We start from the raw sequence: 19,643 nt of genomic DNA, 5'->3' as shown, positions 1-19,643 counted from the left end.
TGCCGTTATCCAAACGGGCTGCAAAAATAGGGCTTCTCTCGCTATAAAGAGAATAATTTTTTTGAATTTTCGGTAGTGACTGCAGCCACTTTTTCCACAGGCATTTCCAGTACATCGGCAATCTTTTGAGCGATCAGCGGTATGTAAGCAGGTTCATTACGTTTGCCGCGATGTGGTACCGGAGCCAGATATGGGGCATCCGTCTCCAAAATCACATATTCCAAACCAATATTCTTTATCACCTCCGCCAGTCCGGATTTTTTAAAAGTAACCACCCCTCCAATGCCCAGAAAGAAACCTAGGTTCATAATTTTCTGCGCTTCTTCGATAGAACCTCCAAAACAGTGAAATACCCCTCGCAATCCTTCCGGAACATATTGGGCCACCATGTCTATACATTCCTGCGTAGCATTGCGGCTATGTATCACTAATGGCAACTGATACTCCAACGCCCATTGAATCTGTTTTTCCAAGGCTCGGTATTGCTGCTCCTTATAGGAAACATCCCAGTAAAAGTCTAATCCGGTTTCCCCAATAGCAACAAACTTCCGCTGTTGCAGGTGCTGTTCAATAATCTTAAGCTCCTTTTCATAATCCTCTTTTACAGAACAAGGATGTAATCCTATCATGCTCAGGCAACGCACCTGAGCAGTTTGCTCCAATTCGAACATTCTTTCATGGGTTTCAGAATCGATGGCGGGCATTAATATGGTAGTCACACCTGCCGCCCCTGCCCTTTGTAACATCTCAAATGTATCATTAAAAAATTCATTAGAATAAATGTGAGAATGACTATCGATATACATTTTTCAAAAAATTACCCCTTTATTTAAATTTTTTCTATAATATAAAATATTTCTTTGTAGATATGCACAAAAAACACTAACTTCATCGCAAGTTTTCATAGGGTACGGATTAAAAATCGGGCCAGGGTGTTTACCCAAGGCCCTTTTTTATTAAATAACCATCTAACATTATATTATATCCAACGGTTTAAAACTGTATCCTTTCCTACTAAAATAGTCGAGAGTCGCGGGTAATGCATATTTCAGTCTTTCAAATGCTTTTTCGCTGTCGTGAAACACAATAATGGAGCCGCTTGCAGCATTATTGATAACATTCGACGAACATTTGTTCCCATCAATACTTGTATCAAAATCACCACTAAGTACATCCCACATGATAATGCTGAAACCCTTATTGCGCAAGTATTTGGCCTGACTGTTTTTGATGCGCCCATAGGGAGGTCTGAATAAAGATGATTGTACATACTGCTCACATTGTGCTACATTATCTATATAAGCTTGCAAAGGCGTTTTCCAGCCATTGAAATGATTATGTGTGTGATTGCCTATTGCATGACCTTTATCTAATATTGCTTTATACACGTGAGGATATAATAGCACATTTTTGCCTATGCAGAAGAATGTAGCTTTTGCATTGTATTTCTCCAATTCATTCAGCACAAAATAAGTGACTTCGGGATGAGGCCCATCATCAAAAGTAAGATAAAGCGTAGGAGTATCCGCCTTAATATCCCAAATGTAATTGCCGTATATTTTTTTAAGCCATCGCGGCGTTTTAACAAAATACATACAGCTCAAAGGTAGGATTTGTTTGCGTTGACTATTATTAACATTCTATATACATTGTTCGTGTGTGAACTTTCAAACATTTTGCATCTCAAAAGAAAAAATTTTATCTTGCCGCATCACATATATAGGATGACTCTGAAATCAAACGAAGATTATGAACAGCAGCGCAACCGGCAGGTATCTAAGATGAGATCTGCACTGGACTATATTATGGGAGCGCTAATTGTGTTTATCGGAGTTTTTCTTCTGGCAAGAGGAGCCTTCGACTTTCGGCTCAATAAAATATATCCACCAGACGTCTGGGATAAGGTATATGGAGTAATTGTTATTTTATATGGAAGTTGGCGTATATACCGTGCTTATAAAAAAAATTATTTTAAATAACGTGAAGGTGCGAAAAGCATACCCCTGGCTGTGCTGGTGTTTATTAATATTATTAACAGCCTGTGAAGCTAACAAACGCACGAGACCAGATTTTACAGATACGCCAACAAGCGGTAGTATTACTATTAGCGCTGATATTTCTTTCAAGCCTGTTATAGATGAGCAGATAAAAGTTTTCGAGTCGAATAATCCTGGCACGAAAATTAATGTACAATACAAGCCCGAATCAGATTGTGTAAAAGATCTTTGGAACGACAGTATCAGAATGGTTATCTCTACCATTGCGCTCACCGAGTCGGAAAAAGCAACACTTGCCGATTCTATGAATGTAGTGGTAGATCAGTTGCCTATCGCCCGTGATGCCATTGCGGTAATTGTAAACCCGATGTCTCCCGATTCTCTGTTCGACATGAACGAAATCAAAAGTATCCTTACGGGCACTTATTCAAGACCGCTGATTCCGGTATTTGATGGTATTAAAACCACGAGTACTATACGATATATACTGGACTCCGTATTGCGTGGCGAAACACTCAATCCTGCGGCAGTAGCAGCATCAACGAGCGACTCTGTTATCAATTATGTAGCTCAAACACCTAATGCTGTGGGATTTATTGGAGTAAGCTGGATAGGCAATCCCGAAGATAGCAAGCAAAGAAGTTTCTTAAAAAAAGTTAAAATTGCCTACCTCAAAGGCAACAATAGCGACGAAAAATATATCTTACCAGTACAGGCTAATCTATATGACCGGAAATATCCGATGACTCGAGATCTCACCTATATTCTTAAAGAAACCCATGTGGGCCTAGGAAATGGGTTCGCTAGTTTTTTAAGAGGAGAAATCGGTCAGTTGATCTTCAAGAGGGCTTATCTTATGCCGGGAAGAAGATTTTTCATCTTCCGGCCGGTTCGATTAAATGAAGATTCTATTTAAAATAAAAATTATATTTACGGTTTATTAACAAACCGCTTTAAACTTTTAAAATAAACAATAAAAAAACGATGATGAAGAAAGCAATCCGTCTACTTGCACTTGGAGTATTGGTGAATGCCGGAGTGTATGCACAGTCCGTAGAGGATGGTGTAAAAGCTTATTACAATGGCAACTATGCTTCTGCAGTGAGTATTTTAGAAAAACATGCCGATAAAGCAGATGCTGCTTACTGGCTTGCAGAGTCTTATTACGAATTAGGAAAAAATGCACAGGCAGATGCCGTAATCAGCAAAGCACTAGCCGCCAAGCCTGCAGATCCTTATCTGCTAGCTGCCAAGGGTCAGTTGCTGATTGCAGAAAAAAAAGGAGCTGAGGCGCAACAACAGTTCAATGCAGCATTAAATGCACTAGGTAAAGACGATGTAGAAAAAGCAAAGGTACTCAACGCTGTAGGCTTTGCCCTCGCCCGTGCCTATAATAATATTGACAGAGTGGGTGACATCAATTTTGCCGTTGCAAAACTTACTGAGGCTAAAAACCTAGTGATGAATTTAAAAGGCAAAAAGAGAGACCCCAAGTTGATCGCCAGCATCTATACCAACTTGGCTGATGCTACTCTTAAAGCCAATCCGGGCGAAGGAAGCGCTGCCTTTACTTATTATCAAGAAGCATTGGAAACAGAACCTTCTTTTGCCTTGGCCGAATACAGAAAATCTAAAATCTTTAAATCTCAGAATAACGTAGACCTTTACATTCAATCTCTGGAAAAAGCTATTGCAGCGAATCCATCTTTCCTTCCTGCATTGGAAGATTTATATGAATATTATGCATTCTCTGCAGGAGATTTGAATAAGGCAAAACCTTACGGCGATAAAATTTTGTCTTTATTACCGCCAAGTCCTAATAACGAGTACTTTAAAGGTGTAGCCGCTTACTTTAATAAAAACTACAGTGAGGCTATCAATATCGGTAAAAACATTATTGCGCAAGCCCGAGAACAAACCAATCCTCTGGTTTACAAATTAGTGGCCTATAGCCTTATTGAAAATAAGGATACCGCATCTGCAATTCCTTATGTAGAAGATTATTTTAAAACTCAGGTTAAGGACAACATCGTTCCGAAAGACTATAGCTTAAAAGCAACAGCTTACTCTACAACTCCAGGTAAAGAAGCAGAAGTAGTACAAACTTATCTGGACGCAGCTGCAGCTGATACTAGTATTGCTGGTAAGGTAGAGATCCTATCTAACGGAGCAAAAATGTTCGCTGATGCTGGCAAGAGCGCTCTGGCCGGTGAATTGTATGCAAAAATTCTGGAAATAAAGCCGTCAGACAAGCACACCATCAATGACTACTTCTACGCAGGTTATACTGGGTTCTACAAAGCCGGAGAATACGAGAAAGCTTGGAAAATATTCGATGCGGCACGTAACAGATTCCCTAAATGGAACTATGGCTACATGCTGGCTTATGCAAGCAGTAAAATATTCGACTCTACTAATGCCCAGAATATAATGGTTACTGATGGAGATAGATACATAGCATTCCTTCAGTCACCTGATGATACAACCGAAGTAGCAGCAAAACGTGGCGAAATTTTCAAAACTGCAGCAGATCTGGCTATTTACAGCGCTAATGTGAAAAAAGACAACGAAAGTGCTTTGAAATATCTGCAATTAGCTTACAACAATGCAGATAATCCTACTGCAAAAGAACAAATTGCGCAATACATTAAAGCATTGGGTGGTACACCAGGAGCTCCCACAGCACCTGGTACTGGTGCCGATTCTACCCAAAACGGAGCAGCTACCGCTCCTGCACGCAATAGTTCCAGCTCAGGACCCAAGCGCTAAAAAATTATAAGTAAATCCTACAAATAAAAAATAGCCCGCTATATGGCGGGCTGTTTTTTTAATAATATTTATTTTACGCTCCATATTAAGGTTAATTGAGGAACCTGTCTTATTTTTGCTTATTAGTGTGTTAAATATGGTTGATTTACTTAAAACCGTTGTTGCTGAAAATACTGCACAATCATTTTTGCCGATTGGATTGCAATTGATTTTTGCGGCAGGACTCATCGTTACCCTTACCGTGGTAACTCACTTACTGGGTCCTAAACGTAGAACACAAGACAAGCTCGAAAACTTTGCAAGTGGTATCCGCTCGCACGGAGATGCCCGCCAGCCCATGGCCATCAAGTACTTTCTAACAGCCATTCTCTTCGTTTTATTTGATGTAGAAGTTATTTTCTTCTACCCCTACGCTGTTAATTTTAAGTCTTTGGGCTGGGATGGTTTTTATGCAGTATTGATGTTCGTTGCTTTCTTTTTATGCGGCTTCATTTACATCATCAAGAAAGGCGCTCTTAAATGGGAAGATTAACGACATTTTGATGTTTCTAATTTTTAAACTTATGATTTGATATCCGCAAGGGTTCAAATTCAAATTCAAACTTCAATGAGACCTGTATCTTTTAATATAAAACCCAAAAAGGCTGACGTAAACGACAGCCTCATGATGGCTGAAATGCCCCCGGGATATGAGGGACAGGGCTTCTTTGCCACAACGCTTGACAGTGTAATAGGACTTGCCCGAAAAAATTCGTTATGGCCGCTACCGTTTGCAACCTCCTGCTGCGGTATCGAGTTCATGGCTACCATGGCCGCAACATATGATTTGGCACGGTTCGGAAGTGAGCGTGTAGGCTTCTCCCCCCGCCAGTGCGACTTGTTGATGGTAATGGGAACCATTGCCAAAAAAATGGCCCCGGTAGTAAAACAAGTGTACCTCCAGATGGCCGAACCTCGCTGGGTGATTGCCGTGGGTGCTTGCGCTAGTAGTGGCGGTATTTTCGACACATACAGCGTACTTCAAGGAATAGACCAAATTATTCCGGTGGATGTATACGTTCCCGGATGCCCGCCCCGCCCTGAAGCTATTCTGGATGGTGTGATGCGGGTTCAGGACCTTGTAGGTAAAGAAAGTTTGCGTAGAAGAAACAGTGAAAGATACAAAGGGCTACTGGAAAGCTACGGAATACAATAATCTTATGCTTCCCTATATAGAAGCATTATAACAATATAAATACCCGTTTCAGGGTTTGAGCTATGGCATTAACAAACGAGTTTATAAAACAAAAGCTGATTGATAAATTCGGAGACCAGGTTTTCGCATTCGAAGAACAATTTGGCCTATTAAGCTTTCATGCCGATAAGGAAATTAATCTCAAAATTTTATCCTTCCTTAAAGAAGATGAAACACTTGGTTTCAATTTTCTTACCGACATCTGTGGCGTTCATTATCCCGATCAGAAAGGCGCCGAACTCGCAGTAGTATACCATCTACATAATATAAAAGAGAACGTAAGATTGCGCTTTAAGGTTTTTGCCGATATCAATAAACCCGAGGTGTATACCGCCACCGGCATCTACGAAGCTGCCAACTGGATGGAGCGCGAAACATACGACTTTTATGGCATCATTTTCATAGGCCACCCGAATCTTAAGAGAATCCTCAATGTAGACGAAATGGATTACTTCCCTATGCGAAAAGAATATCCGCTGGAAGACCAGTCTCGTATCGATAAGGACGATGAGATGTTCGGGCGTGGAGGTTCGGATCATTTCGACCTAGGAAAAAGATTACAGGATTCAGTTGTCGAAAATGAAAAATAATCGTTGTAAATAAAGTTGTACGACGCATTTTGCTGAGGCCAAAATTGTAGTTGTAACCCTAAAATAGAACAACATTTTCGAAATGTCAGATATACATCAAAATATAAATCTGCCGGCGGGTAGTATCGAAAAACAAACCACTACCCTTAACTTAGGTCCTACACACCCTGCTACACACGGTGTATTTCAAAATATTCTGGAATTGGATGGTGAAAAAATTGTAGCAGCCACCCAAACAGTAGGATATATTCATAGAGCATTTGAAAAAATTGCAGAGCGTAGGTCATTATATCAAATCACCCCGCTTACCGACAGGTTGAACTACTGTTCGGCCCCCCTTAACAATATCGGATGGCATCTTACCTGCGAAAAGCTGTTAGGTATTCAAACGCCTAAACGCGTAGATTACCTGCGCATCATCATTATGGAGTTGGCGCGAATTGCCGACCATTTGATATGCAACTCTATCGTGGGTGTGGACAGTGGTGCGTTCTCCGGATTCCTGTATGTAATGCAGTACCGAGAGCTGATTTACGAAATTTATGAAGAGGTTTGCGGTTCCCGCCTGACTACCAATATTGGCCGTATCGGTGGCTTTGAAAGAGATTTCTCTAATACGGCTTTCGAAAAAATTGAAAAATTCTTAAACGAATATCCCAAAGTACTCAAAGAGTTTGAAAACCTGTTCAATCGTAACCGCATCTTCATGGAGCGTACGATTGGTGCAGGGCCTATCAGTGCCGAACGCGCGTTGAACTACGGATTCACCGGTCCTAACCTGCGGGCGGCCGGCGTGGACTACGATGTACGTGTAGTATCGCCGTATTGTAGTTATGAAGAATTTGAGTTTGACATCCCTATAGGTTCTACCGGTGACTGTTACGACCGCTTTCTCGTGCGCAACGCCGAAATGTGGCAAAGCATGCGCATTATCGAACAGGCATTACAAAAACTCAATGAACTGAAAGGCGAAGAAGCCACCGTATATCATGCAGATGTTCCGGAATACTATCTTCCTCCCAAACAGGATGTGTATACTAAAATGGAGGCTTTGATATGGCACTTCAAAATCATCATGGGAGAAATCAATATGCCGCAAGGCGAGTTATATCACAGCATAGAGGCTTGCAATGGGGAGTTAGGATTCTATATTATTAGTGACGGAGGCCGCACTCCTTACCGCCTGCATTTCAGACGTCCTTGTTTTATTTACTATCAGGCGTATGAAGAGCTGGTAAAAGGTGGTATGCTCAGTGATGCCATCATTGTAATGTCATCGCTGAATTTGATTGCCGGTGAAATGGATGCTTAATACTAAAATGATAAATTAAAACCTGCCTGCTAATGCAGTAGCGATTTTTAATTTTGACTTTAATATACAATCAATATGGTTCAATTTTCTCAGGAAAACTTAGAAAAGGTAAATAAGATTATCGCCCGATACCCAGAAGGCAGGCAAAAGAGTGCACTGATTCCGGTCTTACATCTGGCGCAGGAGCAGTTTGGATGGCTGAGTGCAGAAACGATGGACTATGTTGCCTCGTTGCTGAATATTGAACCCATTGAAGTATATGAGGTGGCAACGTTTTACACCATGTTTAATTTGAAACCCGTGGGTAAATACGTATTTGAAGTTTGCCAAACGGGTCCCTGCATGCTCAGAGGTTGTGATGAAATCATCGAATATATTAGTCAAAAGCTCAACATCAAGCCTGGCGAAACTACCGCAGATGGCATGTTTACTTTAAAAACAGTTGAATGCCTTGGAGCTTGTGGCTATGCCCCAATGATGCAGATGGGTAAATACTATAAAGAGCATCTTACCAAAGAAAAAGTAGATGCCATTATTGAGGAATGTAGAAATAAAGAGGCTGCGGTTCAATAAGTCTGAAATAATTTTCAGACTACTTGCAGACAGTAACGATCATTAAAAATATTTATCGACTTTAATAAATGGGTAGAAAACTATTATTAGAGAAAGTACATGTAGAAGGCATTAGGTATTTTGATACCTATCGGCGTGAGGGGGGGGTACAGAAGTGTAGAAAAAGTACTGAAGACCATGTCGCCTGACGATGTAGTGGAAGAAGTAAAAAAGTCAGGTTTGCGCGGACGCGGAGGAGCCGGATTCCCTACAGGTATGAAGTGGAGCTTTCTGGCAAAACCGGAAGGTGTGCCCCGCCACCTGATCGTTAATGCTGATGAAAGTGAGCCAGGTACCTTTAAAGACCGGTACTTGATGGAGCACATTCCGCATCTGCTCATCGAAGGAATTATAGTAGCATCTTATGCATTGGGTAGCAATACCTCTTTTATATACATACGTGGTGAATATGCTTGGATCGTAGACATTCTCGAGCAGGCCATACAGGAAGCTAGGAATAATGGTTTTCTGGGTAAGAACATTTTAAATAGCGGCTTCGATTGTGACATCCATGTACAACGAGGTGCCGGAGCCTATATCTGTGGCGAGGAAACCGCCTTGCTGGAATCGCTCGAGGGCAAAAGAGGTAACCCGCGTATCAAACCTCCGTTCCCGGCCGTAAAAGGCGCATGGGATCGCCCTACCGTGGTGAACAATGTGGAAAGTATTTCCGCTGTAGTACCTATTATTAATCTGGGAGGAGAAGAATATGCCAAAATTGGTGTTGGGAAATCCACAGGAACTAAATTGATCTCTGCTTGTGGCAACATCAATAAACCTGGCGTATATGAAATAGACATGACCATCTCCGTTGAGGAGTTTATTTATAGCGATGAATACTGTGGTGGTATTCCTAACGGTAAAAGATTAAAAGCCTGCATCCCAGGAGGTTCCTCGGTACCCATTTTACCTGCCAATCTATTATTGAAAACTGCCAAAGGCGAGCAAAGAATGATGAACTATGAAAGTCTTTCCGATGGTGGATTTCAGACAGGTTCTATGATGGGTAGCGGAGGCTTTATCGTATTCGACGAAGATCAGTGTATCGTAAAACACACTTATACTCTGGCGCGCTTCTATCGTCACGAAAGTTGCGGCCAATGTTCTCCCTGTCGAGAAGGCACTGGATGGATGGAAAAACTTTTATGGAGGTTAGAAAACGGACAAGGCAAAATGAGTGATATCGATTTGCTGTGGGAGATCCAGAGCAAAATTGAAGGCAATACCATTTGTCCGCTGGGTGATGCGGCAGCTTGGCCGGTAGCTGCGGCCATTCGCCATTTCCGCGACGAATTTGAGTGGCATGTTACACATGCAGAAGAAGCACAGGTAAGAAACTTTGGCTTGGCTCATTATGCCGATCCCATTCAGCCTATACCTGCCTAATCGCGTATAGCAGTATAGCTCCTACGAATGGATATTGTAGATTTGGAACAGAAAGTAATCTATAACACAATAAAAACAACACAGCTCTTAGCAGCTTTGCGTGAAACTAAATCATGGCAGACGAAATAAAAAAGGAAGCACCTCAAAAGTTTAAAGTCACAATAGATAATATATCTATTGAGGTGGATCCGGGTACCACAATACTACAGGCGGCTCGAATGATTGGTGGCGATGTTACCCCACCTGCAATGTGTTATTATACACCGCTTCAGGGAAGTGGCGGTAAATGTCGCACCTGTTTGGTTGAAGTAAGCAAAGGCTCAGAAAAAGATCCACGCCCCATGCCCAAATTGGTAGCCAGCTGTCGCACTACCGTAATGGATGGCATGGAAGTTAAAAATATCACCAGTGATCGGGTGCTCAATGCACGCGCCGGTGTGGTTGAGTTTCTTTTGCTGAACCATCCGTTAGATTGTCCTATATGCGATCAGGCTGGTGAGTGTCATCTGCAGGACCTGAGTTATGAGCATGGCAAAGCCGGCACACGATACGAGTTTAAAAAACGAACATTTAAACCTCATAACTTAGGGCCCTATATCCAATTGCATATGACACGCTGCATACTTTGTTATCGCTGCGTGTTTACTGCAGACCAAGTAACCAACAAGCGCCAGCATGGCGTACTAGATCGTGGCGATCATGCACAAATTGCTACCTATATCGAAAAATCGTTGGATAACGACTTTATTGGAAACGTCATTGATGTTTGCCCGGTAGGTGCATTAACTGATAAAACCTTCCGTTTCAAAAACCGTGTGTGGTTTACCAAACCAGTAGACGCCCACAGGAATTGTGACAAATGCTGTGGTAAAGTAACCTTGTGGAGACGTGGTGATGAAGTGTTGCGTGTCACTGCTCGTAAAGATCAGTGGGGAGAAATTCAGTCCTACGACGGAAAAACTGGTTGGATTTGTAATGAATGTCGCTTTGAAAAGAAGAATGTAAGCGATTGGGTGATTGAAGGACCTACTGCTGTGCCACGTCATTCGGTTATTGGCGTAAATCATTATCAGCGATTAGAACAACCCAAAGAAACTATTCCGGCTGTAATTGGTCGTCAACCCAAATTGCTGATGGATATTCACGAGGTAAGCGATGTAAACCAACCCGGAGTGGATTTAAGCAAAATTCCCGGACCGGCCACAGGTGCCGTATTTAATCAAAAGCATCTGGGAAACGGAAAGAAAGAGCAGGAATAATAGTAAATAATCGACAGCAGTTCTTAAGCAGAACCTGAAATCAAATTATTATAACGCAATATGTACTTACTCGCAATAGACTGGATTTTTATATTGGAAAAGCTGATTCTGATTGCACTTGTGGTGACGCTTTCCATGATTGTTGCCATGTATGCAACATATGCCGAAAGAAAAGTAGCCGCGTTTATTCAGGATCGTATTGGGCCTAACCGTGCCGGTCCCTTTGGATTATTGCAACCTTTAGCCGACGGTGGTAAGTTGTTCTTTAAAGAAGAAATTATTCCGCTGGCTTCCTCCAAGTTTTTGTTTATCCTAGGGCCGATACTGGCTATGGTTACAGCACTGCTTACCAGTGCCGTTATTCCTTGGGGTACACCTGCTGTCATCAGTGGCAGAACGGTACCTTTACAAGTAGCAGATATCAATATCGGCATTCTATATGTGTTTGGTGTGGTGAGCTTAGGCGTGTATGGTATTATGATTGGAGGCTGGGCTTCTAACAATAAATTCTCGCTTTTAGCTGCTATTCGCGGAGCTTCGCAGATGATTTCTTACGAGCTAGCTATGGGCCTTTCGCTCATTGCCGTATTGATGCTCGCCGGTTCTCTGCAAATGAGTCAGATTGTACAAACCCAGATCGATGGTAATTGGAATATTGTTTATCAGCCTCTTGGGTTTTTGATTTTCTTCATCTGTGCACTTGCAGAATGTAACCGCACGCCTTTCGACTTGCCTGAAGCAGAAAGCGAGCTGAACTTCGGTTATCATCAAGAGTATTCCAGTATGAAGCTAGGCTTCTATCTGTTTGCCGAGTACATCAATATGTTCATCAGTGCTGTGATCATGTCCACACTTTATTTTGGTGGTTACGATATTCCATTTGTAAATGAAGCATCATGGAATATTTCACCGAATCTGCTGGCGTTTATAAGCTTCGCGGTATTGATGGCAAAAGCATTCTTCTTTGTGTTTGTATTTATGTGGATACGCTGGACCGTTCCGCGCTTTAGGTTCGACCAGCTCATGCATTTGGGATGGAAAAGACTGGTGCCATTGGCGCTAATAAACATGATAGTTACTGCAGTGATTGTACTCATGTTAAATAAGTAAAGAGTAGCAGTAACTTATATCTCAACATAAGCATCAAATAGTGAACAAGTAAAGGTTATAATACTATCAACTAAATTATATTTGCGAAAATTTTAAATCACTGCTCGAAAACTAATGAGTATTCAATATACAAATAGAGCCAAACCGGTGGATCGCAGTCCCATGACCTTCGTAGAACGATTGTATCTGTGGAACATTCTGAAAGGGATGGCGATTACTTTAAAACATTTCTTTTCAAAAAAAGCCACCATTCAATACCCTGAACAACAGCGGCCTTTCAGCAAGGTATTTCGTGGGCTTCATATATTGAATAGAGACGAGGAAGGACGTGAAAGATGTACTGCCTGCGGTCTTTGTGCCCTAGCCTGCCCTGCAGAAGCCATTACCATGGAAGCGGCAGAAAGACAGGAAGGCGAAGAACATCTGTACAGGGAAGAAAAATACGCTGCGAAGTACGAAATCAATATGCTGCGCTGCATCTTCTGTGGCCTTTGTGAAGAAGCCTGTCCTAAAGATGCCATTTATCTTTCGCAGACAGTTACGCCTGCCAATTATACCCGTAAAGGTTTTATTTATAAAAAAGAAGATTTGTTGATTCCCAATCCTGTTACCGAACCAGAAGCTTATCAGAAAGCATTGGGAACTATCAATAGAGAAAAATAATAATAAGCTGAAGATAATTAAGGGCAATGGGCATTACACATATACTTTTCTGGATTCTTACAGTGGCAGCATTGTTTAGTGCCATTATGGTGATTTCTAGTAAAAATCCTGTGCACAGTGTACTATGGCTGGTAGCAACTTTCTTTGCTATATCGGGTCATTATATCTTATTGAATGCGCAGTTTCTGGCTATAGTAAACATTATTGTGTATGCCGGAGCCATCATGGTGCTATTTCTGTTTGTAATCATGCTGATGAATTTAAACAAGAGCACCGAACCTCTCAAAAACCGGTGGTTGCAGATTATTGGGGTGATATCAGGTGGATGTTTGTTGCTGGTATTGGTGGCAGCACTTCGCAATACTGAAATTTCAAAGAATATAGCAGAAGTTAATAGTGGAGATGTGGGGCTGATCAGTAATCTGGGTAAAGAATTGTTTACCACTTTTGTTGTGCCATTTGAAATCAGCAGTATTCTGTTTTTAAGCGCGATGGTGGGTGTCGTAGTTATTGGTAAGAAAGACTGATGATAGACTGCTGCCAATAACGCAACCCGAAAAGCTTATAGGAAATATTGGTTACTAAAAATTTATAAAAATATACTCCTTCTTACGAAGGGTGCAGAAAGCAATCTTATGCCTATAAATTATTACATCGTATTGTCTTTAGCACTATTCACAATAGGAATAGTGGGTGTGCTCACGCGCAGAAATGCCATCATTGTATTTATGTGCATTGAGCTGATGTTGAACTCTGTCAACCTGCTGTTGGTAGCCTTCTCAAAAATGCAGGCAGTAGCCAAAGAAGCATTACCGGCATTCTCCGGTTCAGACGGACAGCTGTTTGTATTTTTTATTATGGTAGTAGCAGCAGCCGAGGTAAGCGTGGGCCTAGCAATCATCGTAATGATGTATCGCAACATTCATGCGGTAGATATTAATTTTTTGAATAGACTAAAACATTAAGCAATATTATTTATCCTCTCTTCTGCAAAGGATGCGAAGAGAGCGTGGACATAAATCATTTTAGATGAAAGTTGAACTGATCTTAATACCATTATTGCCGTTATTAGGTTTTATAGTCAATGGGCTATTAAGAAATTACTTATCGAAAGGGCTTGTGGGAATTATCGGCAGTGGCACCATACTCGGTTCTTTTATACTGAGTGTAATGGCATTTCTGCAGGTAAAAGCAGGGAATACGGCTATTGTAGAGTATTTTGATTTTATCAAGATAGAAACATTGCGCATTCCTTTTGCCTTTCAGGTCGATCAGCTCACTGCTCTTTTCCTTTTAATCATCACGGGTGTAGGTTTTCTGATTCATGTATACTCGACTTCCTACATGCATGAGGAAAAACCGCATCAGTTTGCCCGTTATTTTGCCTACCTCAACCTATTCGTGTTTTCCATGCTGCTGCTGGTAATGGGAGCTAACTTTGTCATTCTCTTCATCGGATGGGAAGGTGTAGGTTTATGTTCTTATTTACTCATCGGATTCTGGTTTAAAAATATCGATTATACAAAAGCTGCCTCAAAAGCTTTTGTGATGAACCGTATTGGCGACCTAGCATTTCTTATTGCATTATTTATGCTTATCAATAAGCTGGGTACAGTCACCTTTTCCGAAATCTTTACTATAGAGACTTTAAGCAAATTATCGAGCTTTGATATTACCGTAATTACAACATTATTATTTATAGGAGCTACCGGTAAGAGCGCTCAGATTCCTTTATATACTTGGCTGCCCGATGCGATGGCAGGTCCCACACCTGTATCTGCACTGATCCACGCTGCAACCATGGTAACAGCCGGTATTTACATGATCGCACGTAGCAATCTGATGTATTCTATGGCTCCGGGCACGTTAAATTGTATAGCCATTATAGGCATTGCCACAGCTTTACTGGCTGCAAGCATTGCTTTGAAACAAAATGATATTAAAAAAGTATTGGCTTACTCTACCGTAAGTCAACTGGGGTACATGTTCCTCGCATTGGGGACCGGAGCGTATGTAGCTGCAGTATTCCACGTAATGACGCATGCATTCTTCAAAGCTTTATTATTCTTGGGTTCCGGTTCGGTAATCCATGCCATGGGTGGCGAACAAGACATGCGTAAAATGGGGGGACTCAGCAAATACATGAAAGTAACCAATATTACTTTCCTTATCGGATGTTTGGCAATTGCCGGTATCCCCGGATTCTCTGGGTTCTTCTCCAAAGACGAAATTCTCGCCAATGCCTTTGCCACTTCACCCGTATTATATGTATTGGGTATTATAGGAGCATTAATGACTGCATTTTATATGTTCCGCCTATATGCCACTACTTTCAAAGGTGATTTCCGCGGTACTGAAGAACAGAGACATCATCTGCACGAAAGCCCCGCTGCTATTACTATTCCTTTGATAGTACTGGCTATACTTTCCATCATAGGTGGTTATGTTGGAATTCCTGAGTTTCTGGCTCACGGTGCGCATTCTTTAAAGGCGTTTCTAGACCCCGTATTTGCAGCCTCCGCTCCAGAGCTGGCAAAACTGGGACATCACCATCCCGACCATAGCACAGAGTGGTTATTAACCGGAGTATCTTCTGCACTCATCATTATCATGATCGTCATAGCGTGGACACGATATAGCAAGAAACCCGATTTGGATGAAGCACAAGGTTTCGGCAAACTGTTGCAGGATAAATGGTATGTAGATGAGCTTTATAATGCTTTAATCGTAAGACCATTGGATGCCTTGGGCAAATTCTTGAACAATGTATTTGAAAAAAATATTGTGGACGGCATTGTAAATGGAGTGGGACGCTTAGTGAGTTACGGAGGAAGACAATTACGCTGGTTGCAAAGCGGTCAAACAGGTGCTTATGTGTTGCTGATGGTAGTAGGCATGCTTATCGTATTTACATTACAATTCTTTTTAAGAAAATAGATATAACCCTTGATTAGGTTAGATAGAGGGAAGTTGAAAAATTGAAATTTAATTTTTAGAATTCAGATATGATCGCATTGTTGTTGATATTGATCCCCTTGCTCGGAGGCATCATTACTTTTTTTATAAAAAAAGAACAGAGCGTAAGAGCTTGGTCACTCTTAGTGGCTATGGTCACATTGCTGATTGCTATTGCAGGAATCACCATGAACAATCCCGAAGCCTTAAGTTTTCGCACTTCTTGGATGGGTATCCTAAATAGCAGTTTTTCGATTAGCGCCGACGGGATGGGCTCCATGCTGTGCTTGCTTACTGCGCTCTCCTTCCCTATCATCTTTGTATCCACATGGACGACTCCCTATAATAATGTCAACAACTTTTTAGGATTAATGCTGCTTGCGCAAGCGGGCTTGATGGGGGTGTTTCTTGCAATGGATGCCCTACTATTCTATTTCTTTTGGGAGCTGGCATTGATACCTGTTTATTTTCTCTGCTCGCAATGGGGCGGAGAAAAACGCATAAGAGTAACCTTCAAGTTTTTCATATACACATTCTTGGGTTCGCTCTTAATGCTAGTAGGACTTATTTACATCTACGCCCAAACGAAATCATTCGATATTACAGCATTCTATCAGACAGGCTTCAGTGGTGATGAGCAAGCATGGTTGTTCTGGCTATTATTTGTTGCCTTCGCCATCAAAATGCCTATATTCCCTTTCCATACTTGGCAGCCAGATACCTACGAACAATCCCCTACCGCTACCACCATGGTATTGAGTGGTCTCATGGTAAAAATGGGGGTATTAGCATTGTTACGTTGGTTATTGCCTGTATTACCTGCAGCTTCGTATGCTTGGGGTGATACCGTATCTACTATGGCGGTAATAGGCATCATTTATGCGTCACTTATAGCTTTCCAACAAGATGATATGAAGCGCTTGGTAGCCTATTCATCGATTGCACATATTGGGTTGATGTGCGTAGCAATATTCGCAGAAACAGAAAGTGGTGTACAGGGTGCTATGCTTCAAATGTTCTCGCATGGCATCAACATTTTAGGAATGTGGGTAGTAATCGAAATTATTGAAAGAAAATTTGGCACCAGAAAAATGAGTGAGCTGGGCGGTATTGCAAAAAAGGCACCGGCTCTTACCATATTCTTTTTCATCATTGCGTTTGCCAATATAGGCTTGCCTCTAACCAACGCTTTTGTGGGAGAGTTTCTGATGTTTAACGGTATACTCAGCTCAAAAATCACGCAGTATGGGGTAGCTTTTACCGTTGCTGCAGGTACTGCCATCATACTGGGAGCTGCATACACATTGTTGATGGGACGCAAGGTATTTCTGGGAGAGACCAACGCACTTACTGAAAAAGGCAGCGATATACAATGGCATGAAAAAACAATACTAGCAATAATTGCTATATGTATCATTGTTGTTGGTGTTTATCCACAACCATTGTTAGGCTCATTTGAAGAAATAACCAATTCGATTATAAAATATTCGGATGTGCTTCATAAATAAAGAGGCATTAATCAATAAAATATGAATGCATTAGTATTATCTGCAATTTTTGGAGTGGTGATGATGTTTAGCGGTGCATTTATCAAAAAAAATGCGCCCGTAAAAGTCATAGGTTTAATAGCAATGCTGCTGCTATTATTGGTCAATTACTTGGAAATGCAGGGCAAGCTGCTTTTCCGGTTCGATGTATCCAATTTCATGGCCTTTGACAGCTATGCACTTTTTTTTAACGGTGTCGCGATTTTTGCCACATTGGTATACCTGTTGCTTACCTACTCCGAGATGGAAAAGGTGGGAAAGAATCTTGCCGAGTATCTGGCATTGATATTCTTTATTACAGCAGGTATCATACTTACCACCAGCTTCAAATCGCTGTTAACTTTATTTCTCGGTATAGAAATTATTTCCATTCCGTTGTATATACTTACCGGTGCAGATAAAAAGAACCTGAAAAGTAATGAGGCTGCCTTAAAATATTTTTTGATGGGTTCCTTCTCTACCGGTATTATGCTTATGGGGATAGCGCTGATATACGGAGCTCAGGGCTCTTTCTTTATTGACAAAATGGACTTTGCTAAAAACGCTCAATCGGCATTACAAATTGCAGGCATGCTGCTCCTGCTGTTCTCCATGAGTTTTAAAGTATCCGTAGCACCTTTTCACTTCTGGACTCCAGATGTATACGATGGCGCACCCACCGTATTTACCTCCTTCATGTCCACCATTGTTAAAGTGGCCGTATTTGCAGGATTTATGCGCTTGTTCGGAGGCGTTTTTGAAGCACTGCAGAACACCTGGGGACTGTGGGTAACCGTAATGATTGCCGTTACTCTGTTTATTGGAAATATCACCGCTGTGTTCCAGCAGAGTGTTAAGCGTATGCTCGCCTATTCGAGCATTTCACAAGCTGGATTTATGCTATTGGCTATTCTGGCGCTCAACGATACTGCCCGCGAAGGACTGTTACTATACGCAGCAGCTTACTCTCTGGCTACTATCGGGGTCTTCGGAGTTTTGGCCAAAATAGCCGATTATTCTTTTGAAGGGTTCAACGGTCTAGCTAAACATCAACCTGTACTCGCATTTACCGCCACCATATGTCTTTTATCATTGGCTGGAATTCCTCTTACTGCTGGATTCCTAGCAAAATTTTATATGCTGAAAGCAGTAGTTCTTACAGGTAAAAACTTATGGCTTGTAATCTTTGCAGTATTAATGGCAGCTATCAGTGTTTATTATTACTTCCGTGTAATACAAGCCATGTATTTTAAAGAGGGATCAGCACCTACCATACAGGCTACTGTTTTGGAAAAATATATCCTGATAGGTATTACTATACTTATTATATTACTGGGTGTTTTCCCTAACATTCTATTTAGTTGGCTATACTTCTAGCTCATAATATTTCGGCAAATAAGGGGAAGCAATAGAACTTCCCCTTATTTATTACTTAATTATAAAATACCTACCCCCTGTCATATAAAAAAATCATAAAAATATTACCGCCGGATTCACCCTTCTGGCATAAAATTTACTCTTTATATAAGCGTACATCTTGCTTAAACTGGAACAACACTAATAATATATAGCACTGGCTAATATTGTTGTATAAACTCATTCAATCGATTGAAAAGAGAACTGTCTGATATTCTGTATTGGCAACAGCAGGTAGCCTATTATAGAGATGAAAACGCCTACAAAAAGCTTTATTTTCATTTCTATAGCTCCCTACATCGCTTTGCCGTAGCTTTTATTGGAGATCCTGAGATATCGGAGGAGCTCGTATCAGACGTCATGATTCGCATTTGGATGATGAAGGAAAAGCTCAGTAATATCAATCGCCTTGACCTTTATTTATTCAAGTGCGTGAGAAATGCAGCTTTAGCGCATATCAATGAGAAGAAATCTATAATTGTACAAAATACAGACGAAGAGCATTTCGACCAGATGGGGTATTGCCATGCCGATGCTGAAATTAACGCTAAAGAAATCAGCCATCGCATTGAATCCGTTGTACGACGATTACCACCACAAAGTCAGTTGGTATTCAGACTAATTAAAGATGAAGGACTGTCCTACAAAGAAGTACAATCTGTTATGGGAATCAGTAATAATACCATCAAAACACATATCCGCATTGCTTTAAAACGAATCCGCATGGCTCTGGAGGATGTTTCCGGACAAAGGAGTAACAAACAAAAAATAAAATAATTCTCACATCTTTCACCCCAAGTGGGCAGATTTCAAT

20 protein-coding genes are annotated in these 19,643 nt (G+C 41.2%); 18 read left to right on the top strand and 2 right to left on the bottom strand.

Annotated elements, in window-relative coordinates:
• Nucleotides 1-41: 41 nt before the first annotated feature.
• Both PIECOFPK_RS06970 and PIECOFPK_RS06965 read right to left on the bottom strand, forming a co-directional pair.
• Entirely contained in the window at nt 42-806 is a 765-nt protein-coding gene (locus tag PIECOFPK_RS06970; protein WP_330974408.1) for a TatD family hydrolase, read from the bottom strand.
• 168 nt (nt 807-974) lie between these two features.
• The gene (locus PIECOFPK_RS06965) at nt 975-1,595 is read right to left on the bottom strand and encodes a polysaccharide deacetylase family protein (RefSeq protein ID WP_330974409.1); all 621 of its coding nucleotides are present in this window, start codon (nt 1,593-1,595) and stop codon (nt 975-977) included.
• Nucleotides 1,596-1,724: 129 nt separating this feature from the next.
• On the opposite strand from PIECOFPK_RS06965, the gene PIECOFPK_RS06960 reads away from it, so the two are divergent.
• From PIECOFPK_RS06960 to PIECOFPK_RS06875, 18 genes are all read left to right on the top strand, one after another.
• Nucleotides 1,725-1,979: a hypothetical protein gene (locus tag PIECOFPK_RS06960; protein WP_330974410.1), complete on the top strand. Its 255-nt coding sequence runs from the start codon at nt 1,725-1,727 to the stop codon at nt 1,977-1,979.
• A gap of 7 nt (nt 1,980-1,986) precedes the next feature.
• Nucleotides 1,987-2,913, top strand: a complete 927-nt coding sequence (locus tag PIECOFPK_RS06955) for a PstS family phosphate ABC transporter substrate-binding protein (RefSeq protein ID WP_330974411.1) — start codon at nt 1,987-1,989, stop codon at nt 2,911-2,913.
• Nucleotides 2,914-2,981: 68 nt separating this feature from the next.
• Complete coding sequence (locus PIECOFPK_RS06950; RefSeq protein ID WP_330974412.1) at nt 2,982-4,766, top strand: tetratricopeptide repeat protein; 1,785 nt, start codon at nt 2,982-2,984, stop codon at nt 4,764-4,766.
• 136 nt (nt 4,767-4,902) lie between these two features.
• Nucleotides 4,903-5,298: an NADH-quinone oxidoreductase subunit A gene (locus PIECOFPK_RS06945; protein ID WP_330974413.1), complete on the top strand. Its 396-nt coding sequence runs from the start codon at nt 4,903-4,905 to the stop codon at nt 5,296-5,298.
• Between the two features lie 75 nt (nt 5,299-5,373).
• Nucleotides 5,374-5,961 (top strand): NADH-quinone oxidoreductase subunit B, encoded by a 588-nt coding sequence (locus PIECOFPK_RS06940; RefSeq protein WP_330974414.1) that lies wholly within the window; start codon nt 5,374-5,376, stop codon nt 5,959-5,961.
• A 62-nt stretch (nt 5,962-6,023) separates the two neighbouring features.
• Nucleotides 6,024-6,590 (top strand): NADH-quinone oxidoreductase subunit C, encoded by a 567-nt coding sequence (locus tag PIECOFPK_RS06935; RefSeq protein WP_330974415.1) that lies wholly within the window; start codon nt 6,024-6,026, stop codon nt 6,588-6,590.
• Nucleotides 6,591-6,672: 82 nt separating this feature from the next.
• Nucleotides 6,673-7,902 (top strand): NADH-quinone oxidoreductase subunit D, encoded by a 1,230-nt coding sequence (locus PIECOFPK_RS06930; protein WP_330974416.1) that lies wholly within the window; start codon nt 6,673-6,675, stop codon nt 7,900-7,902.
• 75 nt (nt 7,903-7,977) lie between these two features.
• Nucleotides 7,978-8,475: an NADH-quinone oxidoreductase subunit NuoE gene (nuoE, locus tag PIECOFPK_RS06925; protein WP_330974417.1), complete on the top strand. Its 498-nt coding sequence runs from the start codon at nt 7,978-7,980 to the stop codon at nt 8,473-8,475.
• A gap of 120 nt (nt 8,476-8,595) precedes the next feature.
• Nucleotides 8,596-9,900, top strand: coding sequence for an NADH-quinone oxidoreductase subunit NuoF (gene nuoF / locus PIECOFPK_RS06920; protein WP_409966803.1), 1,305 nt, complete (start codon nt 8,596-8,598; stop codon nt 9,898-9,900).
• Between the two features lie 113 nt (nt 9,901-10,013).
• Nucleotides 10,014-11,159, top strand: a complete 1,146-nt coding sequence (locus PIECOFPK_RS06915; RefSeq protein ID WP_330974419.1) for a 2Fe-2S iron-sulfur cluster-binding protein — start codon at nt 10,014-10,016, stop codon at nt 11,157-11,159.
• Nucleotides 11,160-11,219: 60 nt separating this feature from the next.
• A complete protein-coding gene (gene nuoH / locus PIECOFPK_RS06910) occupies nt 11,220-12,269 on the top strand; it encodes an NADH-quinone oxidoreductase subunit NuoH (protein ID WP_330974420.1) in 1,050 nt (349 codons plus the stop codon).
• A 114-nt stretch (nt 12,270-12,383) separates the two neighbouring features.
• Nucleotides 12,384-12,932, top strand: coding sequence for an NADH-quinone oxidoreductase subunit NuoI (gene nuoI / locus PIECOFPK_RS06905; RefSeq protein WP_330974421.1), 549 nt, complete (start codon nt 12,384-12,386; stop codon nt 12,930-12,932).
• 26 nt (nt 12,933-12,958) lie between these two features.
• A complete protein-coding gene (locus tag PIECOFPK_RS06900) occupies nt 12,959-13,459 on the top strand; it encodes an NADH-quinone oxidoreductase subunit J (RefSeq protein WP_330974422.1) in 501 nt (166 codons plus the stop codon).
• A 108-nt stretch (nt 13,460-13,567) separates the two neighbouring features.
• A complete protein-coding gene (nuoK, locus tag PIECOFPK_RS06895) occupies nt 13,568-13,897 on the top strand; it encodes an NADH-quinone oxidoreductase subunit NuoK (RefSeq protein WP_330974423.1) in 330 nt (109 codons plus the stop codon).
• Between the two features lie 64 nt (nt 13,898-13,961).
• Nucleotides 13,962-15,869, top strand: a complete 1,908-nt coding sequence (gene nuoL, locus PIECOFPK_RS06890; protein WP_330974424.1) for an NADH-quinone oxidoreductase subunit L — start codon at nt 13,962-13,964, stop codon at nt 15,867-15,869.
• A gap of 68 nt (nt 15,870-15,937) precedes the next feature.
• Nucleotides 15,938-17,395 carry a NuoM family protein gene (locus PIECOFPK_RS06885; RefSeq protein WP_330974425.1) on the top strand — a complete coding sequence of 486 codons (1,458 nt, stop codon included), beginning with the start codon at nt 15,938-15,940 and terminating at the stop codon, nt 17,393-17,395.
• A gap of 21 nt (nt 17,396-17,416) precedes the next feature.
• Nucleotides 17,417-18,790 carry an NADH-quinone oxidoreductase subunit N gene (locus PIECOFPK_RS06880; protein WP_409966802.1) on the top strand — a complete coding sequence of 458 codons (1,374 nt, stop codon included), beginning with the start codon at nt 17,417-17,419 and terminating at the stop codon, nt 18,788-18,790.
• Nucleotides 18,791-19,021: 231 nt separating this feature from the next.
• Nucleotides 19,022-19,606, top strand: coding sequence for a sigma-70 family RNA polymerase sigma factor (locus PIECOFPK_RS06875; RefSeq protein ID WP_330974427.1), 585 nt, complete (start codon nt 19,022-19,024; stop codon nt 19,604-19,606).
• The last annotated feature ends 37 nt before the right edge of the window (nt 19,607-19,643 follow it).

The organism is Chitinophagaceae bacterium C216 (assembly GCA_028485475.2).
Classification (GTDB): Bacteria; Bacteroidota; Bacteroidia; order Chitinophagales; family Chitinophagaceae; genus Niabella; species Niabella composti.
The sequence above is the reverse complement of the archived record's forward strand: the minus strand, read 5'-3'. Positions and strand labels throughout refer to the sequence as shown.